Raw genomic sequence first — 20,382 nt, forward strand, 5'->3', positions numbered from 1 at the left:
CTGTGACCGTGCGAGATAGCCAGCGCGCGGCCGTCTACGACGCGGAGCAGCTCGTGCGGGGGGCGTTCGAGCGCGCCGACGAGTTCGGCAATCGCACCGTGGAGGTGTTCGGCTCGCAGCTCACGCTGCCGGTGGAGCGGCGGTTCGGGTCGGTGGAGTCGGTGGCCGGGTACGTCGAGCGGGTGCTCGCGCTGAACTGGGTGCGCGCCGGGTGGGAGCGGGCGGCGGTTCCGGTCCGGGTGCGGGCCAGGCGCGGTGCAGGCGCGGCGCACTACGAGCCGGACGGCGCGGTGCTCGCGGTGCCGGTCGAGCGGGTGTGGGCGCTGCGTGAGCTGGTGGTGCTGCACGAACTGGCGCACCACCTGGCGCCGCCGGAACTCGCCGAGCCCGCGCACGGCCCCGCCTTCTGCGCCCGCTACCTGGAGCTGGTCGACGGTGTGATCGGCCCCGAGGCAGCCCTGCTGTTGCGCTCGGCGCTGCTCGGCACCGGGGCCAGGGTCGGATGAGTGAGTCTTCAGCCGGAACCAGTGACCGATCTGTCCGTAACTGTCCGGTATCCGCCGGTTCGGTCTATCCCTCGACCAGCGCCCGCACCCGCTCCAGGCGATCGAGCCACCACCGGGTGCGCTCCGGGTCCGGGTGCCGGTAGCGCTCCAGCAGCTCCGGGTCGGGGGTCGGCGGTGCGGCGGGCACGTCCAGGAACCCGTTCACCGGCAGCACCGGCTCGGCCAGCACGTCCCCGGTGAAGAGCGCCCCGGTGCCCAGCCCGCAGGCATGGTCCAGCTCCGGCAGCGCCCCGGCCAGCGCCAGCTGCGCCCCGAGCCCGACCCCCGTCTCCAGCGCCGACGACACCACGCACGGCAACCCCGCCGCCTCGGCCACCCGCAGCGCCCGCCGCACCCCGCCCAGCGGCGTGCACTTGATCACCGCGATATCCGCGGCCCCCGCCACCGCCACCCGCAGCGGATCCTCCGCGCGCCGGATCGACTCGTCCGCCGCGATCGGCACCTCCACCCGGCGGCGCACCGCGGCGAGCTCCTCGATCGTGCGGCACGGCTGCTCCGCGTACTCCAGCCCGCCCGCGGCCCGATCCAGTTCCCGGAGCCGCGACACCGCGGTGTCCACGTCCCACACCGCATTGGCGTCGATCCGCACCGCGCCGCCAGGCCCGAGCGCGTCCCGCACCGCCTCGACCCGCGCGATGTCCTCCGCCAGCGAGTCCGGGTGGTCGGCGACCTTGACCTTGGCCGTGCCGCAGCCGGATTCGGCCACGATGCGGTGCGCCCGCTCCGGGTCGACCGCGGGCACGATGCAGTTCACCGGAATTCGTGTCCGCACCGCCGCCGGCCACCCGTCATCCGCCTGCTCCAACGCGGTGGCCAGCCAGTTCGCCGCCTCCCGGTCGTCGTACTCCGGAAACGGGCAGAACTCGCCCCAGCCGCGCGGCCCCTCCAGCAGCACGCCCTCGCGCACGGTGATGCCGCGGAACCGGGTGCGCAGCGGGATCGCGTAAACCAGCATGCCCGGATTCTGCCGCAGCGCCGGTAATCCCCCGGGCGTACTCGAGTAGTTTCCCGGTACCCCGGCAGCCGGTCCGCGCCGAATATCGGTGTATGACGACTGCCTACCCCGACCCGCGGTACGGCGCCGTGCCGCCCCCGCCGCCCGCGAAGAAGCAGCTCAATCCGCTGGACGTGACGCTCGGCATCGTCCTGTACTCCGTCGCGCTCGTGCTCGCCGCCTGCTCCGCCTACGCGACCATCTTCTTCGCCTTCGCCGCCGATTCCTGCAGCTACAACGGCAAGAGCTGCGACTACGTCGGCTCGGGGATGGGCGCCTCCTGGGGCGGCGCCGCGCTCGCGGTCGTCACCGGCGCCGTCATGCTCCCGATCGCCGCCTGGCGCCGCTGGCCGCTCTGGATCTGGGGTGTCGTCCCGCTGATCTTCGTCATCGGGGGCTTCCTCATCGGCTACAGCATCGTCTCGGCGGGAATTTCGGCGTGAGCCAGCGAATGCCCCACGCCACCGGCGTCTCCCGGATACCGAGTGACCCGCTCCGATGCTTGCCTCTCCCGAACCCCCCGACCTGCGACGATCTCCGCATGACCACCGCCTACCCTCCGCCGCACGAGCCGTGGCTCGACTACGGTCAGCCGCTCCCGCCGGCCCGCCGCCCGCTGAACCCGGCCGACGCCGCGATCGCCGTCGTGCTCTACGCCGTTGCCTTCCTCCTCGCGCTCTGCTTGCCGCCTGACGCCGTTGATGGCCTCGATTCCGCGGGCACTGGTCAGTCCCCGCGCCGCAACCATGGTGTCACGGAGTACTCGGCACGCCTGTTCGACGTCGACCGGAGCGCCGTCCGATCCGCCGTCGGCCCGAGGCACGAACGATGTCGCCAGAGTCGAGGCCGCAAGCACCTGACGACGCTCCATACCGGCTGAATCGCTCAGCACCATCGGTGCCCACCGCCGAACCTCCGGTGCCTGTCCAGCATCGTGCGCGGCGTACATGAACTCGGCTGATAGCTGCCGGTCGGTGAAGAATCGAATCCAATCCGGTTCGTCACCCGGTCGCGCACGATTCAGCTGGCGTTCGGCCTCAGCCATAGCCTGCGCGCTGGCGAGCGCATCTCCGCCCAGTGCGTGCGCGCGTGCGAGCAGCGCGTTGCAGCGTGCAGTCGTACTCGGCGAACCGGACCGCTCGGCAGCTCGGGCCGCCGCCGAACCGAAGCGAATGGCCTCGGGTGCGCGACCGAGATAGTGCGCCTGCATCGACATATCGGTGAGTATGTGCGCTCCGAGAGCGACATTCCCGCTCGCTTTCGCCAGCCGTAGGGCTTGCCGGAAGTACCTTTGCCCAAGCCCCTGCCGCGCCGAATCGAAGCACATGAATCCGCTCAGGTCGCACAGCCGAGCGGCGACCGCATACAGGTCGCGCCCGATGCGACTGTCGTAGTTGCCGTGTAATGCCGGTTTGACGACGTCGTCCAGGAATCGTGCCAACGTCGATCGCGCGTATCCACCACCCAGGTGATGATCCGTGTTGGCGAACACGGTGCACATCGACCACATGACCGTGACGTCCGCCGCACCCACCTGTCGCGGGGATTCACCTTCGGAGAATGCCGGGATTCTTTCGTCCAGCCATTCGCGCACAGGATCGCAATCTTCGAAGCCGAGCCACCGCGTTCGGTCATCGCCGTCGACCAGGGGTGCCGATGATTTTGTCCGCGCCGCCGCAGGTGGGTTCATGCCACACCACATCCGTTCGAGCACGCCATCCGTGCCCAGCGCCCTGTCCATCCGCTGCGCGAAGTCCTGCGTCGGCCGCCGTTGGGCCTTTTCCACCTACGGGCCGATGTCGTTTCCGTTCCGGCACATCGACCGGCAATGCCGTTGGTCGGTGGCGAAAGCCCCCGTCGCCGGGCGCATTTCGGCAACCGCAGGGAGGTGTAGCGCATGTCACGCGGCCTGAACATGGTCGAACAGTCGAGTCTCCACGACTGCCAGGTGCGTTCGGTGACCGATCGCGCGGCGTCGCCGCATCCGGAGGAGGCGGACGTGCATCTATCGGTCTGCCTGCACAACATCCGCATGGATTTTGCCGCATGCGTCACCGCGGCTTTCGTGTTCGTGCAGGAGTTTCGAGTCAGCCACTACACGGACACCGTGGTCGTCCTGCCGGGCGAGACCGCGGGATTGCCGAGGCTACCGAACGAGCGCCTCTATCTCGAGCCGTGAAGATGGTTGCAGTCCAGAACTACTCGATGGCGTCGCCGAGCAGGTCGTCGGCGAAGCGTCGTAGTCAGGCGATCCGGCGCGGGGGCGCGGCCCGACGGCCACGCCCCCGACATCTCAGTTCAGCCGGCTCCCATCCGCCGGATCGAAGAAGTACACGTGCTCCGCACCCACCCCGAGCTGCAACTTCGCCCCCTTCGGCGGCGGATTCCGCCAATCCGCCCTCGCCACCACGGTCTCCCCTGCCCCGGTCGGCGAGTCACCGAGCGTGCGCCCGTAGAGGTAGGCGTCGGAGCCGAGCTCCTCGACCACATCCACCTCCATGGCGATCCCCACCGAGCTGCCGAGTTCGAAGTGCTCGGGCCGGATGCCGACGGTGAGCGTCCCGGCGCAGGCGTCGGTCACCGAGCGCGGCACCGGGATCGGGCAGCCGCCGAGGTACACCGCGCCGTCGCTGACCGGGAGGGTGAAGATGTTCATGGCGGGCGACCCCATGAACCCGGCGACGAACACATTGGCCGGGTTGCCGTAGAGGTCGCGCGGGGTGGCGCACTGCTGGAGCTTGCCCTCCTTGAGCACGGCGACCCGGTCGCCCATGGTCATCGCCTCGACCTGGTCGTGGGTGACGTAGACCGTGGTGGTGCCGAGCCGCCGCTGCAGCTGCGCGATCTGGGTGCGGGTCTGTACGCGCAGCTTGGCGTCCAGGTTGGAGAGCGGCTCGTCCATCAGGAACACCTGCGGCTGCCGGACGATGGCGCGGCCCATGGCGACGCGCTGGCGCTGGCCGCCGGAGAGCGCCTTGGGCTTGCGGTCCAGGTACTGCTCCAGGTCGAGCAGCTTGGCCGCCTCCAGCACCCTTGCCCTGGTCTCCGCCTTGGCGACCTTGGCGAGTTTGAGCGCGAAGCCCATGTTCTCGGCGACCGTCATGTGCGGGTAGAGCGCGTAGTTCTGGAACACCATGGCGATGTCCCGGTCCTTGGGCTCGGCGTGCGTGACGTCGTCGGCGCCGATCAGGATGCGCCCGTCGCTCACCTCCTCCAGCCCGGCCAGCATGCGCAGCGAGGTGGACTTGCCGCAGCCCGACGGGCCGACGAGGACGAGGAACTCCCCGTCGGCGATCTCCAGGTCGAGGCGGTCGACGGCGGGGGTGGGGTTGCCCGGGTAGAGCCGGGTGGCGTGTTCGAAAGTAACCGTGGCCACGGTGAATGACCATCCCTTCACCGGCAGGAACGTGCCGGACGATCCGAGTAGGGGAATCGCCGGGATGCTATCCGGTCGGCCCGGATCGCGCATCGGGCACCGGCCCCCGGGGCCGTCCGAGCCGCTCGACCTCGAGGTCTACGCCCGGGTGAGCACCGCGCGGATACCCTGCGCGGTGAGCCGGTGCAGCGTGGTGTTCGCCAGGTACCCGGCCAGCGCGCGGGCGCTGCGCACCTCGCCGGGGCCGGTCGGCCCGCCGAGCCGGAAGCGGGCCGCCGCGGTGCCAGCGAGCAGCTCGAACGCCACGTCCACCGAGAAGCCGTCGCTGCTCACCAGCGTGACCGCCGCGACCTCGACGCCACGCCCCCGCTCCCGCCCCGCCGCGGTGCGGTCCCTGGCCTGCACCACCCGCAGCCGCCGCACATTGTCCGGCTCCCGCTCGGCGGGCGCGGGCGCCACCGTGATCGTGTGCACCGCGTCGATCAGTTCCGCCAGCGCGGCATCGGCGGCCACGACGTCGAAGCATCGGCCCTCACCCATGCGCCAAGTATCGGCGCTGCGCGCGGCGCCGACCAGTCATCGGTTTCGACGATCATTCGCGCGCGGCGCGCCGCCCCGGCCGCCGGTAGCCTCGCCCCCGGAACCACCCAACGGACGACGAGGAGCAGAGCATGAGCCGACCGGTTCGCATCGGAGTTCAGCTGCAGCCGCAGCACGCCCCCGACTACCAGCTCATCCGGGACGCGGTGCTGCGCTCCGAGGACGCCGGGGTGGACATCGTCTTCAACTGGGACCACTTCTACCCGCTCACCGGCGACCCCGAGGGCGCGCACTTCGAGTGCTGGACCATGCTCGGCGCGATCGCCGAGCAGACCGAGCGGGTGGAGCTGGGCGCGCTGGTCACCGGCGGCGGGTACCGGAACTTCGACCTGCTCGCCGATATGGCGCGCACGGTGGACCACATCAGCGCGGGCCGGTTGATCCTCGGGATCGGGGCGGGCTGGTTCGAGCGGGACTACGAGGAGTACGGCTACGAGTTCGGCACCGCGGGCAGCCGGTTGGCGCTGCTCAAGGACGGCCTGGCCAAGATCGATGCCAGGTTGAAGAAGCTGACGCCCGCGCCGACCCGGCACATTCCGGTGCTGATCGGCGGCGGCGGGGAGAAGAAGACGCTGCGGCTGGTGGCCGAGTACGGGAACATCTGGCACAGCTTCGGCGATCTGGAGACCTTCACCCGCAAGAGCGGCATCCTGGCCGAGCACGCGGCGGCGGTCGGCACCGACGCGGGGCGGATCGAGAAGTCGACGGCGTGGCCGGGGGCCGAGCAGGCGGCGAAGTTCCACGAGGCGGGCGTCACGCTCTTCACGGTCGGCACCAGCGGGCCGGAGTACGACCTGAGCCAGGTCGAGGAGGCCATCCGGTGGCGTGACGAGGTGAACCCGGAGTCGGTGGTCGGGCTCTCCTGACCCGGCGCACAAGGGTTTCGCGCTGTGAGACTCCTGATAGCCGGTGATTCGCTGCCTCGCGGCTAGGGTGAGTTCCCATGTCGGTATCCCGTGCGGTCCGCTCGTCGGCCCTGCTCGCCGCGGTGCTCGCGGTCGCCTCGCTCGTGCTGAGCGGGTGCGGCTCGGGCGACGGCGGCGGGCAGGCCCGTGACCTGTGCGCCCCGCCCGGGCCGACGGCGGCCGCGGCGGCGCCGGCCAACCTCGCCTCCCCGCGGGCCGCGGGCGCCGACCGCTACACCACCCCGAACGTGGTGCCGCTCAACTCGATCGACGTCAGCAGGCTCGGGCTGATCACGCCGGGCAAGCTCAGCGTCGGCACGCTCTCCGACGCCCCGCCGAGCATCTGCGTGAACGGCGACAACCAGGTCACCGGCTTCGACAACGAGCTGCTGAAGGCCATCGCGGGCAAGCTCGGGCTCACCGTCGACTTCGCCACCACCGACTTCTCCGGCCTGCTCGCCAGCGTGGCCGCGGGCCGCTACGACGTCGGCTCGTCGAACATCACCACCACCGACGCGCGCCGCGAGCTGGTCGGCTTCACCAACGGCTACGACTTCGGCTACTTCTCGCTGGTCACCCCCGCGGGGAGCGCGATCGAGAGCTTCGCCGACCTGAAGCCGAACACCCGGATCGCGGTGGTGCAGGGCACCGTGCAGGACGAGTTCGTGGTGAACCAGCTCGGGCTGGACCCGGTGAAGTTCCCGGACTACAACACCGCCTACGCGAACCTGAAGTCCGGCCAGGTGGACGTCTGGGTGGCGCCGTCCGCGCAGGCCGAGGGCGCCATCGCGCCCGGCGACCCGATCACCATCGCGGAGAACACCTTCAGCCTGGACAACTTCGTCGGCTACGCCGCCGCCAAGACCAACCAGCCGCTGATCGACGCATTGAACAGCGGCCTGGACGCGGTCATCGCGGACGGCACCTACGCCCGGCTCTACCAGGACTGGGTGCCGCGCGAGCTGCCGCCGGGCTGGAAGCCGGGCTCGCGCGCCGCACCCGCCCCCGAGCTGCCCGACTTCCGCGCGCTGGCCGCGCAGAACGCGCAGCCGGAGCAGGCCGAAGCGGCCGCGCCGAAGTCCACGCTCGAGCAGCTCGGCGACACCTTCTTCGACTGGTCGCTGTACAAGCAGGCATTCCCCGAGCTGATCAAGACCGGGTTGCCGAACACGCTGATCCTGGCGGTGGTCTCCGGTGTGCTCGGCACGGTGCTCGGCATGCTGCTCGCGGTGGCGGGCATCTCCCGCACCCGGTGGCTGCGCTGGCCCGCCCGGGTCTACACCGATATCTTCCGTGGCCTGCCCGCGGTGGTGATCATCCTGATCATCGGGCTCGGCGTCGGCCCGATCGTTCGCAATATCACCGGCAACAACCCGTACTGGCTCGGCGCGGTGGCGCTGGCGCTGCTGGCCTCGGCCTATATCGGCGAGATCTTCCGCTCCGGCATCCAGTCGGTGGAGGCGGGGCAGCTGGAGGCGGCGCGCGCCATCGGCTTCGGCTACCGGCAGGCCATGACGCTGGTGATCATCCCGCAGGGCGTGCGCCGGGTGCTGCCCGCGCTGATGAACCAGTTCATCGCGCTGATCAAGGACTCCTCGCTGATCTACTTCCTCGGGTTGCTGGTCGGCCAGCGCGAGCTCTTCGCCGTCGGCCGCGACCTCAACGCGCAGACCGGCAACCTCTCGCCGCTGGTCGCGGCCGGGCTGGTCTACCTGCTGCTGACCATTCCGCTCACGCACCTGGTGAACTACATCGACCGGCGGATGCGCACCGGCCGCCCGGACCAGCCCATCGACCCGGCGGACCAGGCCGCCATCACCGAAGGACGCTGATCATGAGTGCTTCGCTCACCGGCACCGGGCTGCACCTCACCCTCGGTCGCAACCACATCCTGCGCGGCGTCGACCTGCACGTCGACGCGGGCCGCACGGTCACCGTGATCGGCCCGTCCGGGTCGGGCAAGTCCACCCTGCTGCGGGTGCTGAACCGGCTGCACGAACCGGACGAGGGTGACGTCCTGCTGGACGGCAGATCGGTGCTCACCGAGAACCCGGACCGGCTGCGCCGCCGCATCGGCATGGTCTTCCAGCAGTTCAACCTCTTCCCGCACAAGTCGGTCGCGGAGAACGTCGCGCTCGGCCCGCGCAAGCTGGAGGGGCTCTCCGCCGAGCAGGCGCGCGCGCTCGCCGTCGAACAGCTCGAGCGGGTCGGCCTCGCCGACAAGGTCGACTCGCGGCCGGGCAACCTCTCCGGCGGCCAGCAGCAGCGCGTCGCCATCGCCCGCGCGCTGGCCATGAAGCCCGAGCTCATGCTCTTCGACGAGGCCACATCGGCGCTCGACCCGGAGCTGGTCAAGGGTGTGCTCGCGCTCATCGCCGAGCTCGCCGCCGGTGGCATGACCATGGTCGTCGTCACCCACGAGATGGGCTTCGCCCGCTCGGTCTCCGACACCGTCGTCTTCATGGACCGGGGGGTCGTGGTCGAGCACGGCGCCCCCGAGGCCGTCTTCGACCATGCCGAGACCCCCCGCCTCCGCACCTTCCTCGATCAGGTGCTGTAGACCGTCGCCGGTGCCGCCCAGAGGACCGGGGCGGTGGCGGCGGAGGGGGTGGTGCGCCAGGCCGCGAGGCGGGTGCGCTGCCAGTCGGCGTGCGCGGTGACGGGGTCGGGGTGTTCGTGGGTGGCGTCCACGGCGCAGATGGTTTCTTGCAGCGGGCTGCCGGAGGCGCCGGCCAGGCGCTGGAGGGCGAGGTCGGTGGGGAGCGGCCAGCGGCAGGCGGTGACGAGTTCGGCACCGCCCGCGATCATGGCGGTGACCAGGCCGAGCGCCTCGCCGAAGCGGAGGTCGCCGCCGCTCTCGCAGGCGATGAGCGCGACCCGGGCGGGGATGGGCCAGAGTGCGCTGCCCGGCCGCGGGTCGGGGTCGCGGGTGTGGGAGCCGAGCAGCAGGTCCTTCGCGGTGAAGGGGCGGTGGGTGCGCAGGGGGGCGGCGAAGCCGGGGAGCTCGGCGGGGCAGGCGAGGTGCAGGGCGGCCTCCTCGCTGCGGCCGGACTCCGGGGCGGCGGCGGTGACGTGGCCGACGTAGAGCAGGCGGCTCGCGCCCGCGCGGAGCAGCTCGCCGAGCAGGTCGCGGTCGAGATCGGTGCGGCGGAAGGCGTCGGCGGGGGTCGCGGCCTTCGGGGCCAGCCGGTCGTCGGCGGCGTACTCGGCGATGCGGCGGGCCACCGGCATGGCCGGGTCGGGGCGGCCGAGTACCGAGCCGAGCGCGGAGTCGGCGCGGAAGCCGGGGACGCGCGGGTCGAGCACGGCGACCACCGGGAGTGTCGGGTCCCACGGGCGCGGCTCGCGGGCGCGGACCACGCTGACCGGCGGCAGCAGGCTGATATCGGCGATCTCGATGAGCCGGATGGCGGGGTCGGGGGCGAGCAGCTCCCACGGCACCTGAGCGACCCGGGGCGAGGGCTGGATGCGCAGGTGCGGGCGGACACCGCTGGTCATGAGCTCGTGCAGCGCGACGGCGAGGCCGTAGGGGAGGAAGACGCGGGAGAGCAGCTCGGCGAGGTGCAGTTCCCGGCCCGGGTCGGCGAGAGCGCCGGTGGTGAGGGTGTTCTCGAGGCTGCCGGGGGTGGCGGGGTCGGGCAGGGCGGCGGTGAGTTCGGCGAGCGCGGCGTGCAGCTGCGCCTCGGGGACGATGCCGATTCCCGGTGCGGCGGTGTGGTTCTCCCAGCGCCACCAGAGGTAGAGGTCACCGGCGTCGGCCATGCGGATGTAGGCGGTCGGGGTCATGCCCGCACCACCCTGCTGTCCCGCACCGGCCTGCCGTAGCGCTGCTCGGCGGCGGCCAGGTGCTCGGCGAGCGCGATCCGGCCGTCCGGCAGGGCGATGCGCGGTGGCGGCGCGACGGCGAGCCCGGCGGCGGCCGCGACCTCGGCGAGCGCGACGCCCAGCTCGACCGGGCCGCCAGCGGTCAGTGCGCCACCCGGCTCCTCCGGGGGATCGATCCAGGTCAGCGGCAGGGTCGGGGGCACGGCGGTGCCGGTGCTGCGGTCCAGGTCGATGGTGGTTCCGGCGCAGCGGGTTTCGATCAGCTCGGCGATGAGCCTGCCATTGCCGGAGGCGTAGGCGAGGCGGAAGGCGATCCGGGCCGCCGGGTCGGCGATCTCGTCGTTCCAGCGGGCGCGCTGGGTGCCGTCGGGGAAGGTGAAGCGCACGGCGTCCAGGGCGAGGGCGGCGATCACCGCGAGATCGGTGCCGCGGGCGAGCAGGGCCGGGTCACCCGCGGCTTCGATGAGTGCGGCGTGCCAGTAGTCGATCTGGGCGCAGCGGGTGGTCATGTCGCGCTCCGCGCAGACCGAGAATGCCTCCTCCAGCAGGGTTTCGGCGGCGGGGAGGCGGCCGGTGCGGGCGGCGACGGTCGCCAGCCGCACCCGGGCCTCGGCGGCATCGAGCACCGCGCCGGAGTCCTCGAACCGGGCCAGCGCTTGCCGGTACGCCGCCTCGGCGTCGGCGGGCCGGTCGGCGCGCTCGGCGAGGAAGCCGCGCAGCTTGGCGCCGATTCCGGCGCGGTGCGCGAGCCCGGCCCGCTCGAAGTACTCCTGGCTGCGGCGCAGTGGCTCGGCGGCCTCGGCGAGGCGGCCCATGCGGGCCAGCATGATGGCGGTGTTCTGGTCGGTCTCGGCGCGCGCGTTCGAGTCGGCCGCCGCGGTGAAGGCGGCGCCGGCCTGGGCGGCGAAGTCGAGGGCGAGGTCGGTGCGGCCGGTCTCGAAGTGGGCGGCGGCGAGGTTCAGGAGTGGGTGCCCGGCCAGTTCGGGGGCGAAGCGGACGGCGGCGTCGAGGGATTCGGTGGCCAGTTCCAGGGCGCGGGCCCAGTGGTCGCGGTGGATGGCGACGGCGGTGAGCGAGAGCAGGCAGGCGACGCGGACCCGGCCGAGATCGGTGTCGGTGCTGCCGGCCAGCAGGGCGCGGGCCTCCTCGAGGGAGTTCTGCGCGTCGTCCAGGTCGCCGAGGTGTTGCTGGACCTGGGAGAGGTTGATCAGGGCGTGCGGGCGCATGCGGACCGCGTCGGCGGGCAGGAGCGTGAGCGCCTCGCGCAGGAGCGGGAGCGCCGCGGCGTGGTCGCCGAGTTCGTCGTGCATGCTCGCGGCATTGATCAGGGCGGCGCGGTGGATGGACTCGTCCGGGCTGGATACGGCTTCGCGGAAGATCCGCAGCGCCTCGGTGACATCGCCCCTGGCGTGCGCCGCGGCACCGGTTGCCAGCAGCTCCCAACCGGCTGTCGCGGCAGTGCCCGACTCGGCCGCGCCCGTCGGTAACCCCGGCGCGGTGCCATCCGGCCCACCGAGCGCGCCCGGCTTCGCGGCGCCGGGGTCAGAAGTCGGAGTCATCGGCGGCGGCGGCGCTCTCGGCGCGTAGCAGGGAGCCGGTCCCGGCGAGCCGGGCACGGGCGAACTCCCGAACCCGGACTCGATCCGCCGCCGAATCCGGCTGCGCCGACCCGACTCCGGGAACGAAGAGCTCCGGCTCGGCGCCATCATCGGTTGCCAGCGTGGTGACCCAGCGATCGGCTGCGGCGTCCAGCGGCGCGCGCAACGCCCCGACCCGCACCCAGGGCCGCAGGTGCGCGGGGACCAGCACCGGCACCGCCCGCGGCGCCGCGACCACCTCGACCCGCAGTACCCCGGAGCCACCCTGCCGCACCGACTCCCAGGTCAGCGCCTGCTCGGAGGCATCGACCACCCCGGGCGGGCAGCGATGCCAGGCCCACCCGGTGCTGCCGCGCCGCAGCACCATCCCCGCGGACGCCCCGTCCCCGGCGGCCAGCGCGTAGTCCTCGGCCCTCGCGGCCACCTCGACCGCCGTGTCGGCGACCGCGTCGGCGACCGCGTCGGCCCCGTCGACCAGCGCGTCGCAGGCGGCGGTCAGCTCGGCGATCTCGGCGTCGAGCAGCCCGGGGTCGAGCGCGGCGATCCCGTCCAGCGTGGAGGCGGGCCACCAGCGGGCGGCCCAGTGCGCGTAGGCGAGCCGCCGCGCGGCCTCGGCCTGCCCGGGGTCGGCGGGCGAGACCTCCAGCGGCCCGGCGGCGCGATCGGCGACGGCCACCGCCGCCGCCTCGCCGTAGACCGCCCAGAGCCAGTCCTGCGCGGCCGCCGGATCGTCCAGCACCGCCGCCGGAACCACGCTGTCGCCGAACAGATCCCAGGTCAGATGCCCACCCGACACCTCGAGCACCAGCACCCCGGCCCCCGGCACCGGGTCGAGCACGGTCGGCGCCCCCGCGGCGGCGAGCACGGTCAGCCCGTCGGCCGCGGACAGATCAACGGTCACCATCAGCCCGCCCTCTGCGCCGGGGTCTCCAGCTCGGCGCGCGCGCTGAGCACCTGTTTCACCCGCATCCGGTGGTCGAGCATGACCGAGCGGGCGACGCCGTCGAGCAGATCCCACAGCTCGTCCGGGTCGTACACCGGCGCGGCGCGCACATCCCGTCCGTGCAGCCGCACCCAGAGCCTGCGCAGGTACGGCCGCCACGGCCGGGCCAGGTCGGCGGCGATGGCGGCGAGCGGCTCGGCGTCGGGCCCCGGCGCACCGGCCACCGCGAGCCGCCGGGCGGCCAGCACGTACGCCTCGCGCCGCCAGCGCCCGTTCACGATGCGGTGCGCGGCGGTGGCGTCCGGCGCGGTACCCGGCGTCCCGTCCGGTGCGGGCCCGGTCGCACCGGCGGGCGCGAGGCCGAGCGCGAGCGCGATCCCGGCGGCGGCGGTGAGCCGCAGCGATTCGTCGAGCAGCGCCAGCGGCGCGCAGCTGCGCGCGACCTCGGCGGCGACCAGCTCCGGCACGGTCGGCAGATCGGCACGCTCGGAGCCGCCCTGCAGCACGGTGAAGACCCGCTCGTAGACGCTGCGGTCGAAGGGCCGCCCCAGCTGCGCGGTCGCGGCGGAGCTGCCGACCGCGGGCTGCGGCGGCACCGGGTGCGCGGTGAGCCCGAGCTCGGCGGCGGTCCAGCCGGTCACCACCTGCCAGAGCTCGATCCCGGCGTGCGTGCCCGCGTGCGCGTCGAGCAGGTCGTCGAAGGTCTGCAGGCCGTTGTCGGCGCCGTCGGTGAGCCGGGCGGCGGCGCAGGCATCGAGCAGGGTGTGCAGCGCGGCGGCGTGGTCCGGGGTCGGCGCCTCGGTGAGCGGGCGGCGGGCCCATGCGGTGGCCAGCAGCGCGGCCAGTTCGGCGGCGCGCGCCGGGTCGGTGAGGTGCGCGCGGAGCACGGCGACGGTGCGGCCCGCCGGATTGTCGTGGATCTCGCGCAGCGCCGCCTCGGCGACGGCCCGGTCGCGCAGCGGCTCGGGGGCGCCGCGGGTGGCGGCCAGCTCGAAGCAGCGCTGGAAGTAGAGGTCCTGCGGATTGCCGTCGGTGATCTTCGCGGCCCGGCGCAGCTGCTTGAGCAGGGTGAACCAGGCGGCGGTGGCGCGCAGATCGTCGGCGGCGGCGTGCAGCCGGGCGGTGAGCAGGGCGATGCCGTCGGCATCGAGCACCGGCCCGGCGCAGGCCGGGTACTGCACCGGCCGGATGACCAGTGGGTCGAGCACCAGTTTCACGGTGCGGCGCAGCGGCCCGCCCTGCGCCCCGCTGAGCGGCGCCAATCCGTCGAGCCCGCGCCACACCTCGTCGAGCACAGCGGCCCGGGGTCGTCGCATCGCACCAGGTTAGCGCCTTGCCCGTGGCGAAAGCTGGGATCGGTAGGCCGCGCAGCCCTCCTACCTTCATCTCAACGGCCTCACCGGAAGCCGAACCACCCGAGAACGAAGGAACCGAAACCCATGCGCACCAACGCGATCCGCCTCACCGTCGCAGCCGCCGCCCTCGCCCTGCTCGTCACCGGCTGCAGCGACAACAACACCACCACCCCCGCCTCCCCGATCAGCACCACCGGCAACTCCACCGCCCAGGTCGACGGCAAGACCATCGACGCCCGCTTCGACACCACCTGCGCCGAACAGGCCGGAACCCTCGCCCTCGCCCTCACCGACCTGGACAACACCACCTACGGCAACCTCAGCGTCTCCGCCACCATCCAGGGCGGAGACACCGTCCAGGCCGTCGCCATCGCCGGCACCAAGGGCGGCGACAGCGGCACCCCCTACGCCCTCGGCTACGGCGCCGGCGCCCCCGGCGGCACCGCCAAGCTCACCAAGAACGGCACCACCTACACCGTCACCGGCGAAGGCATCGGCGGCGTCGACCTCAGCAACCCCCTCGCCGGCCCGAAGAACATCCCCTTCGAGATCACCTTCGCCTGCACCACCGTCGTCAACGGCTGACCCCGCCCACGCCAACCGGAAAGCACCCCCATGAACGTCAAGACCATCTCCCGTTCGATCGCCGCCGCGTTCCTGGTCGTCGCCTTCGGCTACTACCTGCTGCACGGCCTCACCTACGACGGCCCCACCGAGTACGGCCAGTCCGTCCTGGCCTGGGTCGGCCCGCAGATGGCGCTGCCCATCATCGCGCTGACCGTCACCCCGATCGTCTTCGCCTTCACCGGCGACGGCATCCTCTCCGCGCTCACCGGCACCAACTCCGCCGAGTACCGGCACGCCCAGATCGGGATCGGCACGGTGCGGGCGGTCCGGCACACCGGCGTGACCCTGAACCACCAGCCGCAGCTGCGGATCGAACTGAGCGTGGAGGGCGCCGACGGGAAGGTCTTTCCCTCGGTGGCGAAGACGGTCGTCCCGCACCACCAGATCGCCATGCTCCGCCCCGGCCTGGTGCTGCCGGTTCGCTACCTGCCGCACCGCACCGACAAGGTCGAGATCGACCTCTCCGGCGACCAGCGCGCCGCGCAGCACGCCATGGACGAGGCCATGCTGCGCAAGGGCTTCACCACCCGCGGCAAACTCGATATCGCCGAGCGCGGCATCGCCACCCAGGGTGTGGTGCAGACGCTCTCGGTGCCCGGCGAGATCCGCGACGGCCACACCAAGGTGGTGCTCGGACTGGCGGTCACCCGCCCGGACGGCAGCACCTTCACCGCCCGCACCGAGAAGTTCGTGCCGCCGACCGCGGTCGGGCACGTGCAGGTCGGCCGCATCCTCCGGGTGCACTACCTGCCGGAGGACGAGAGCGAGGTGGTCATCGCCATCCCGGTCAGCGCATGACCGCCACTGCCGCCGAACCGAGGCCCCCACCGATCCCGGTGTCTCCCCGAGACACCGGGATCGTCGCATTCACTGGATGCTCACCGGTTGCCCGGCAAACTGAGGGTTACCTAATTGGGAGGCTGTTCACCTCGCCGTCGATTCCCACTGGGGAACATCGTCTACCGTGCGGCCGACGCCGATCTGTAGGAGCCGCAGTGAGCCCGACCCCCCTCACCCTGTACGTCACGCACGACGGCCAGTCCGCGCGCGCCCGCGTGACCTGCGAGTACAAGTGCGCCAATGCCTGCTTCCACCCGGTGCCGAACACCTCGGACGGCGCCTACTTCGGCGATATCGTCAGCTCCCTGAACCGGCGCGGCCTGCTCAAGGGTGGCGCGGCCGCGGTGCTCGCGGTCGGCGCCGCAAGTGCGCTGGCAGCCTGCGGTGACGAGGGCGGCTCCACCGAGACCTCGAAGGCCGCGGCCGCCTCCGACGGCACCGGTACCAGCTTCACCGCCGTCGCCCCGAACACCGACGACGCCGTGCGGGTTCCGGAGGGGTACGAGCAGTCCGTCGTGATCCGCTGGGGCGACCCGATCTTCGCCGACGCCCCCGCCTTCGACTTCGACCGGCAGACCGCGGCGGCGCAGGAGAAGCAGTTCGGCTACAACAACGACTTCGCGGCGCTGCTCCCGATCGAGGGCCAGCCCAACTCGTTCCTGCTGGTGGTGAACCACGAGTACACCACCGGCCCGCACATGTTCCGCGGCTACGACGCCAAGAACCCGACCGACGAGCAGATCGCCATCAGCAGGGCCGCCCACGGCCTGACCGTGGTCGAGGTCAAGGGCGAGAGCGGCTCCGGCAAGCTCACCCCCGCCTTCGGCCGGTACAGCCGCCGGATCACCGCGAACACCGAGTTCCTGCTCACCGGCCCGGCCGCGGGCAGCGAGTTCGTCAAGACCGCCGCCGACCCGGCGGGCACCAAGGTCTTCGGCACCTTCGCCAACTGCGCGGGCGGCACCACCCCGTGGGGCACCGTGCTCTCCGGCGAGGAGAACTTCCACGGCTACTTCGCCAACGCCCAGGCCGTCACCGACGCCGCCGCCGCGGCCCGGCTCAAGCGCTACGGCTTCGCCGAGGGCGCGAGCACCAATGGCTGGGAGCGCACCGACAAGCGCTTCGACCTCGCGCAGGAACCCAACGAGCCGAACCGCTTCGGCTACGTGGTCGAGGTGAACCCGTGGGACGCCGGGTCGGTGCCGGTCAAGCACTCCGCCATGGGCCGGTTGAAGCACGAGGGCGCCAGCATCTACGTCACCGCTGACGGCGCCGTCGTCTCCTACACCGGCGACGACGAGCGCTTCGACTACATGTACAAGTTCGTCTCGGCCAAGAAGGTGCAGTCCGGCACCGGTGCCTCCGCCATGCGGCACAACATGACCATCCTGGACGAGGGCACGCTCTATGTCGCCAAGCTCACCGGCGACCACGCCGCCCAGATCGACGGCACCGGCAAACTCCCGGCGCCGCAGGGCTTCACCGGTACCGGCGAGTGGATCCCGCTGCTGGAGACCGGCCCCGACGGTAAGGGCACCTCGAAGGTCGACGGCATGAGCGCCGCCGAGGTCGCGGTCTTCACCCGGCTGGCCGCGGACAAGGTCGGCGCCACCAAGATGGACCGCCCCGAGGATTTCGAGGCCAACCCGGTCACCGGCAAGGTCTACGTCGCGCTGACCAACAACGACAACCGGGGCAAGGAGGGCAAGGCCGCCGCCGACGAGGCCAACCCGCGCAACCTGAACAAGAACGGCCAGGTCCTGGAGATCGACGACGACCACACCGACACCCGCTTCAGCTGGTCGCTGCTGCTCGTCTGCGGCGACCCGAACGCCGCCGACACCTACTACGCCGGCTTCGACAAATCCAAGGTCAGCCCGATCTCCTGCCCCGACAACCTGGCCTTCGATCAGTACGGGAACCTCTGGATCTCCACCGACGGCAACGCCCTCAAATCCAACGACGGCCTCTTCTCGGTGGTGCTCGACGGCGACCGGCGCGGCGAGACCAAGCAGTTCCTCACCGTCCCCAAGGGCGCCGAGACCTGCGGCCCGGTCGTCACCGAATCCCGGGTCCTGGTCTGCGTCCAGCACCCGGGCGAGTCCGACGACGCCTCGGCCGACAAGCCGGTCTCGCACTGGCCCGACGGCGGCACCACGCAGCCGCGGCCCTCCGTCGTGGTGGCCTGGAAGGGTGGTCAGGGCCGGATCGGCGTCTGAGCCCGCGCACCCGGCCCCGCCGCGGGGCCGGGTGTCAGCCCAGCCAGTCCAGCACCGACGCCGCCGTCCACGACTGCTGCATGCTGCCGAGCGGCGCCCCGGTGAACGGCTCGTAGTACTCCGCGAAGCTCCCGTCCCCGGCCTGCCGCAACCCCTCCGCGCGCAGCGTCAGCGACCGCTCCGCCCACCCGCGCCGGGCGAAGACCCAGGAGAAGAGCCAGCTCATGACCGGCCACACCGGGCCGCGCCAGTACTCGCGGGGCCGGAAATCCTTGGCCACCGGCGAGGTCGAGGGCGGGAGCGCGTAGCGCAGGTCGGGGTGGCCGCAGAAGCGCGGGCCCTCGAAGAGCCGGAGCAGCGCGCGCTCGGTGTCGCGCGGCAGCCCGCCGCAGAGCAGCGGGGCGAACATGGCCAGCGTCTCGGTGTCGATCCAGCGGCCGAGCCGGACGTCGAAGTCGCGGGCGGCGCCGCTGCGCGGATCGGTGGTGGCGAGCACGCCGGTGCGGAAGTGCGCGGCCCAGCCGTGCAGCTCCCTGACGTCGGCGTTCGGCTGCTTGTACTCCTCGCCGATATCGGCGAGCACGTCGCAGGCCAGCGCGAAGATGGCGGTGACGAAGACGTCCTCGACGGCGAAGCTCATGGTCGAGGCGAGCTGGTAGTCGTCGTAGCCGGAGCGGCGCATCTGCTCGACCAGCCACAGGTAGCGGTCGTACTCCCGGTCCGATGGCCGCTGCGAGGGGTCGCTCACCACCAGCACGTCCTCCCGGTGGTAGGCGGGGAGGTCGCCGGGGACCACGTTGGAGTAGGCGCGGTCCCAGCGCGGCGAGTTGTCCATGCCGGACTCCCAGCCGTGGTAGAGCGTGATCCGGCCGGTGTGCTTGGGGTCGCGGGCGTGCGCGAGCCAGCGGTGCCAGCGCACCAGGTCGGCCCAGCGCCGGTTCAGGAACTCGTCGGCGGCGGCCCTGGTGCTGCGGCCGTGCCTGCGCGAGTGGTCCAGGATGCGCTGCAGCGCGATGGCGTGCACCGGCGGCTGCGTGATGCCGGAGGTGTCGGGGCCGTCGGGGGCATTGGCCGCGAGTTTGCGGCACTCCCAGCGGGCCGGGCCGGGGAAGTAGCCGTCGACGCCGTTGGCGAAGACGATGTGCGGGATCATCCCGTTCTTCCACTGCGCGGAGAGCAGCGTGTCGAGCTCGATCACCGCCCGCTCCACGCTGAGCGGGGCGAGCCCGACCGCGACGAAGGCCGCGTCCCAGCTCCACATGTGCGGGTAGAGCCGGGGCGCCGCGCTGGTCATGGTGCCCAGGTCGTTGCCGCGCAGCAGGTAGGCGGCGCGGGCCGCGAGCTGGGTCGGCGTGAAACCGGGGTGCTGCATCTGTTCATTCTGCGGCGATTCCAGTGGTTTCGCCTGTTCAGTACGGGGTGGTATGGGCCACCAGGGGGGATTTCGCGCGGATCGGAACGTTCCGGCCCCCGTGGACCGGCCGCTACCGTGGGGCGCATGACCGCGAAACCCGTCGCCCTCGTCACCGGAGCCGCCCGCGGGCTCGGCGCCGCCATCGCCCGCGAGCTCGCGCCCACGCACCGGCTGCTGCTCGGCGCGCGGGCCCTGCCCTCGCTCACCGAGGTGCTCGCGGAGATCCCGGACGCCACCGGCTGGCCGGTCGAGCTCACCGACTACGCCGCCGTCGCCGCCGCGACAGCCCCCATCGAACGGCTCGACGTGCTCGTGCACAACGCCGGCATCGCCGATATCGACACCGTCGAGAACTCCACCGTCGACCAGTGGCGCCGCACCCTCGAGGCCAATGTCATCGCGGTCGCCGAACTCACCCGGTTGCTGCTCCCCGCCCTGCGCGCGGCGAACGGCCATGTGCTGCTGATCAACTCCGGCGCCGGGCTGCGCGCGCACCCCGGCTGGGCCTCCTACGCCGCCAGCAAGTTCGCGCTCCGCGCCTTCGGCGATTCGCTGCGCCAGGAGGAGCCGCTGCTCCGGGTCACCTCCATCCACCCCGGCCGGATCGACACCGATATGCAGCGCGAGATCATCGCGGGCGAGGGCCGCGAGTACGACCCGGCCGAATTCCTCACCCCCGCCACCGTCGCCCGCACCGTGCGCACCGCCATCGAGACCCCGCGCGACGGGCACCCCACCGAGATCGTCATCCGCCCGTACGGAAGCTGAGGGAACGCATGTCCGTCGACGAAGAACTGGTCGCCGTCAGCATCACCGCCGCCGACGCCGACTGGCTCGCCGGTTTCACCCGCCGCCTGCTCGCCGACCGCCTCGTGGCCTGCGGCAACCTACAGCCCGCGGTCCGCAGCCTGTACCGCTGGGCGGGCGCCATCGCCGACGAGCCGGAGGCGCTCGTCACCCTGCACACCCGCCGCGCGCACGTGCACGAGATCATCGTCCGCGCCGACGCCGAGCACCCGTACGACACCCCGCAGGTGGTCGCGGTGCCGGTGGCCGTCGTGCACCCCGGCTACCGCGACTGGGTGCTCGCCGAGACCGAGCCCGGCGTCGTGGAGTAGCG

General features: G+C 72.3%; 20 protein-coding genes. 11 read left to right on the plus strand and 9 right to left on the minus strand.

Annotated elements, in window-relative coordinates; translation table 11 throughout:
- Window positions 1-2: 2 nt before the first annotated feature.
- On the plus strand, window positions 3-506 hold the full coding sequence (locus tag AB0H71_RS09275; RefSeq protein WP_357017064.1) for a TIGR04338 family metallohydrolase: 504 nt from the start codon (window positions 3-5) through the stop codon (window positions 504-506).
- Between the two features lie 64 nt (window positions 507-570).
- Here the strand turns inward: AB0H71_RS09275 and AB0H71_RS09280 are convergent, their stop codons facing one another.
- On the minus strand, window positions 571-1,521 hold the full coding sequence (locus AB0H71_RS09280; protein ID WP_357017067.1) for an o-succinylbenzoate synthase: 951 nt from the start codon (window positions 1,519-1,521) through the stop codon (window positions 571-573).
- Between the two features lie 92 nt (window positions 1,522-1,613).
- Between AB0H71_RS09280 and AB0H71_RS09285 the strand changes: the two genes are divergently transcribed.
- Window positions 1,614-2,003, plus strand: coding sequence for a hypothetical protein (locus AB0H71_RS09285; RefSeq protein WP_357017069.1), 390 nt, complete (start codon window positions 1,614-1,616; stop codon window positions 2,001-2,003).
- Here the strand turns inward: AB0H71_RS09285 and AB0H71_RS09290 are convergent.
- Complete coding sequence (locus AB0H71_RS09290; RefSeq protein ID WP_357017072.1) at window positions 1,970-3,346, minus strand: hypothetical protein; 1,377 nt, start codon at window positions 3,344-3,346, stop codon at window positions 1,970-1,972. The genes AB0H71_RS09285 and AB0H71_RS09290 overlap by 34 nt on opposite strands.
- 111 nt (window positions 3,347-3,457) lie before the next feature.
- Here AB0H71_RS09290 and AB0H71_RS09295 point away from each other — a divergent pair, with 111 nt between their 5' ends.
- Window positions 3,458-3,739 (plus strand): hypothetical protein, encoded by a 282-nt coding sequence (locus AB0H71_RS09295; RefSeq protein WP_357017075.1) that lies wholly within the window; start codon window positions 3,458-3,460, stop codon window positions 3,737-3,739.
- 114 nt (window positions 3,740-3,853) lie between these two features.
- Here the strand turns inward: AB0H71_RS09295 and ugpC are convergent, their stop codons facing one another.
- Both ugpC and AB0H71_RS09305 read right to left on the minus strand, forming a co-directional pair.
- A complete protein-coding gene (gene ugpC / locus AB0H71_RS09300; protein ID WP_357017078.1) occupies window positions 3,854-4,936 on the minus strand; it encodes a sn-glycerol-3-phosphate ABC transporter ATP-binding protein UgpC in 1,083 nt (360 codons plus the stop codon).
- Window positions 4,937-5,074: 138 nt separating this feature from the next.
- Window positions 5,075-5,476, minus strand: a complete 402-nt coding sequence (locus tag AB0H71_RS09305) for a hypothetical protein (RefSeq protein ID WP_357017081.1) — start codon at window positions 5,474-5,476, stop codon at window positions 5,075-5,077.
- Window positions 5,477-5,607: 131 nt separating this feature from the next.
- On the opposite strand from AB0H71_RS09305, the gene AB0H71_RS09310 reads away from it, so the two are divergent.
- The 3 genes from AB0H71_RS09310 (at window position 5,608) to AB0H71_RS09320 (ending at window position 9,001) form a co-directional block, all read left to right on the plus strand.
- Window positions 5,608-6,402, plus strand: coding sequence for an LLM class F420-dependent oxidoreductase (locus AB0H71_RS09310; RefSeq protein WP_357017084.1), 795 nt, complete (start codon window positions 5,608-5,610; stop codon window positions 6,400-6,402).
- Between the two features lie 77 nt (window positions 6,403-6,479).
- Window positions 6,480-8,273, plus strand: a complete 1,794-nt coding sequence (locus AB0H71_RS09315) for an ABC transporter substrate-binding protein/permease (protein WP_357017087.1) — start codon at window positions 6,480-6,482, stop codon at window positions 8,271-8,273.
- 2 nt (window positions 8,274-8,275) lie between these two features.
- Window positions 8,276-9,001 carry an amino acid ABC transporter ATP-binding protein gene (locus AB0H71_RS09320; protein ID WP_357017090.1) on the plus strand — a complete coding sequence of 242 codons (726 nt, stop codon included), beginning with the start codon at window positions 8,276-8,278 and terminating at the stop codon, window positions 8,999-9,001.
- Here the strand turns inward: AB0H71_RS09320 and AB0H71_RS09325 are convergent.
- The 4 genes from AB0H71_RS09325 to AB0H71_RS09340 are packed head-to-tail and all read right to left on the minus strand — an operon-like array spanning window position 8,989 to window position 14,123.
- Window positions 8,989-10,227 (minus strand): CHAT domain-containing protein, encoded by a 1,239-nt coding sequence (locus tag AB0H71_RS09325; protein WP_357017093.1) that lies wholly within the window; start codon window positions 10,225-10,227, stop codon window positions 8,989-8,991. The two genes, AB0H71_RS09320 and AB0H71_RS09325, sit on opposite strands and share 13 nt — an antisense overlap.
- Window positions 10,224-11,825: a hypothetical protein gene (locus AB0H71_RS09330; protein ID WP_357017095.1), complete on the minus strand. Its 1,602-nt coding sequence runs from the start codon at window positions 11,823-11,825 to the stop codon at window positions 10,224-10,226. Before AB0H71_RS09330 ends, AB0H71_RS09325 begins: the two co-directional genes overlap by 4 nt.
- Entirely contained in the window at window positions 11,809-12,768 is a 960-nt protein-coding gene (locus AB0H71_RS09335) for a hypothetical protein (RefSeq protein WP_357017098.1), read from the minus strand. The genes AB0H71_RS09330 and AB0H71_RS09335 overlap by 17 nt, the downstream gene beginning before the upstream one ends.
- Window positions 12,768-14,123: a hypothetical protein gene (locus tag AB0H71_RS09340; protein ID WP_357017101.1), complete on the minus strand. Its 1,356-nt coding sequence runs from the start codon at window positions 14,121-14,123 to the stop codon at window positions 12,768-12,770. Before AB0H71_RS09340 ends, AB0H71_RS09335 begins: the two co-directional genes overlap by 1 nt.
- A gap of 123 nt (window positions 14,124-14,246) precedes the next feature.
- Here AB0H71_RS09340 and AB0H71_RS09345 point away from each other — a divergent pair, with 123 nt between their 5' ends.
- From AB0H71_RS09345 to AB0H71_RS09355, 3 genes are all read left to right on the plus strand, one after another.
- Window positions 14,247-14,747: a lipoprotein LpqH gene (locus tag AB0H71_RS09345; RefSeq protein ID WP_357017104.1), complete on the plus strand. Its 501-nt coding sequence runs from the start codon at window positions 14,247-14,249 to the stop codon at window positions 14,745-14,747.
- 30 nt (window positions 14,748-14,777) lie between these two features.
- Window positions 14,778-15,587: a hypothetical protein gene (locus AB0H71_RS09350; RefSeq protein ID WP_357017107.1), complete on the plus strand. Its 810-nt coding sequence runs from the start codon at window positions 14,778-14,780 to the stop codon at window positions 15,585-15,587.
- 197 nt (window positions 15,588-15,784) lie between these two features.
- Window positions 15,785-17,848: a PhoX family phosphatase gene (locus tag AB0H71_RS09355; protein ID WP_357017110.1), complete on the plus strand. Its 2,064-nt coding sequence runs from the start codon at window positions 15,785-15,787 to the stop codon at window positions 17,846-17,848.
- A 34-nt stretch (window positions 17,849-17,882) separates the two neighbouring features.
- On the opposite strand, the gene AB0H71_RS09360 is transcribed toward AB0H71_RS09355, so the two are convergent.
- Window positions 17,883-19,220, minus strand: coding sequence for a glycogen debranching protein (locus AB0H71_RS09360; protein ID WP_357017113.1), 1,338 nt, complete (start codon window positions 19,218-19,220; stop codon window positions 17,883-17,885).
- Window positions 19,221-19,346: 126 nt separating this feature from the next.
- Between AB0H71_RS09360 and AB0H71_RS09365 the strand changes: the two genes are divergently transcribed.
- Together AB0H71_RS09365 and cutA are read left to right on the plus strand one after the other, a co-directional pair.
- Window positions 19,347-20,030 (plus strand): SDR family oxidoreductase, encoded by a 684-nt coding sequence (locus tag AB0H71_RS09365; RefSeq protein WP_357017116.1) that lies wholly within the window; start codon window positions 19,347-19,349, stop codon window positions 20,028-20,030.
- 8 nt (window positions 20,031-20,038) lie between these two features.
- Window positions 20,039-20,380 (plus strand): divalent-cation tolerance protein CutA, encoded by a 342-nt coding sequence (gene cutA, locus AB0H71_RS09370; protein WP_357017119.1) that lies wholly within the window; start codon window positions 20,039-20,041, stop codon window positions 20,378-20,380.
- Window positions 20,381-20,382 lie beyond the last annotated feature (2 nt).

Source organism: Nocardia sp. NPDC050697 (genome assembly GCF_040654395.1).
Taxonomy (GTDB): domain Bacteria; phylum Actinomycetota; class Actinomycetes; order Mycobacteriales; family Mycobacteriaceae; genus Nocardia.

Coding starts and splice junctions, on each gene's coding strand:
- AB0H71_RS09305 (WP_357017081.1), bottom strand. CDS start 5,476: ATGGGTGAGGGCCGATGCTTCGACGTCGTGGCCGCCGATGCCGCGCTG.
- AB0H71_RS09285 (WP_357017069.1), top strand. CDS start 1,614: ATGACGACTGCCTACCCCGACCCGCGGTACGGCGCCGTGCCGCCCCCG.
- AB0H71_RS09310 (WP_357017084.1), top strand. CDS start 5,608: ATGAGCCGACCGGTTCGCATCGGAGTTCAGCTGCAGCCGCAGCACGCC.
- AB0H71_RS09315 (WP_357017087.1), top strand. CDS start 6,480: ATGTCGGTATCCCGTGCGGTCCGCTCGTCGGCCCTGCTCGCCGCGGTG.
- AB0H71_RS09345 (WP_357017104.1), top strand. CDS start 14,247: ATGCGCACCAACGCGATCCGCCTCACCGTCGCAGCCGCCGCCCTCGCC.
- AB0H71_RS09280 (WP_357017067.1), bottom strand. CDS start 1,521: ATGCTGGTTTACGCGATCCCGCTGCGCACCCGGTTCCGCGGCATCACC.
- AB0H71_RS09320 (WP_357017090.1), top strand. CDS start 8,276: ATGAGTGCTTCGCTCACCGGCACCGGGCTGCACCTCACCCTCGGTCGC.
- AB0H71_RS09295 (WP_357017075.1), top strand. CDS start 3,458: ATGTCACGCGGCCTGAACATGGTCGAACAGTCGAGTCTCCACGACTGC.
- AB0H71_RS09340 (WP_357017101.1), bottom strand. CDS start 14,123: ATGCGACGACCCCGGGCCGCTGTGCTCGACGAGGTGTGGCGCGGGCTC.
- AB0H71_RS09335 (WP_357017098.1), bottom strand. CDS start 12,768: ATGGTGACCGTTGATCTGTCCGCGGCCGACGGGCTGACCGTGCTCGCC.
- AB0H71_RS09325 (WP_357017093.1), bottom strand. CDS start 10,227: ATGACCCCGACCGCCTACATCCGCATGGCCGACGCCGGTGACCTCTAC.
- AB0H71_RS09350 (WP_357017107.1), top strand. CDS start 14,778: ATGAACGTCAAGACCATCTCCCGTTCGATCGCCGCCGCGTTCCTGGTC.
- cutA (WP_357017119.1), top strand. CDS start 20,039: ATGTCCGTCGACGAAGAACTGGTCGCCGTCAGCATCACCGCCGCCGAC.
- AB0H71_RS09360 (WP_357017113.1), bottom strand. CDS start 19,220: ATGCAGCACCCCGGTTTCACGCCGACCCAGCTCGCGGCCCGCGCCGCC.
- AB0H71_RS09330 (WP_357017095.1), bottom strand. CDS start 11,825: ATGACTCCGACTTCTGACCCCGGCGCCGCGAAGCCGGGCGCGCTCGGT.
- AB0H71_RS09365 (WP_357017116.1), top strand. CDS start 19,347: ATGACCGCGAAACCCGTCGCCCTCGTCACCGGAGCCGCCCGCGGGCTC.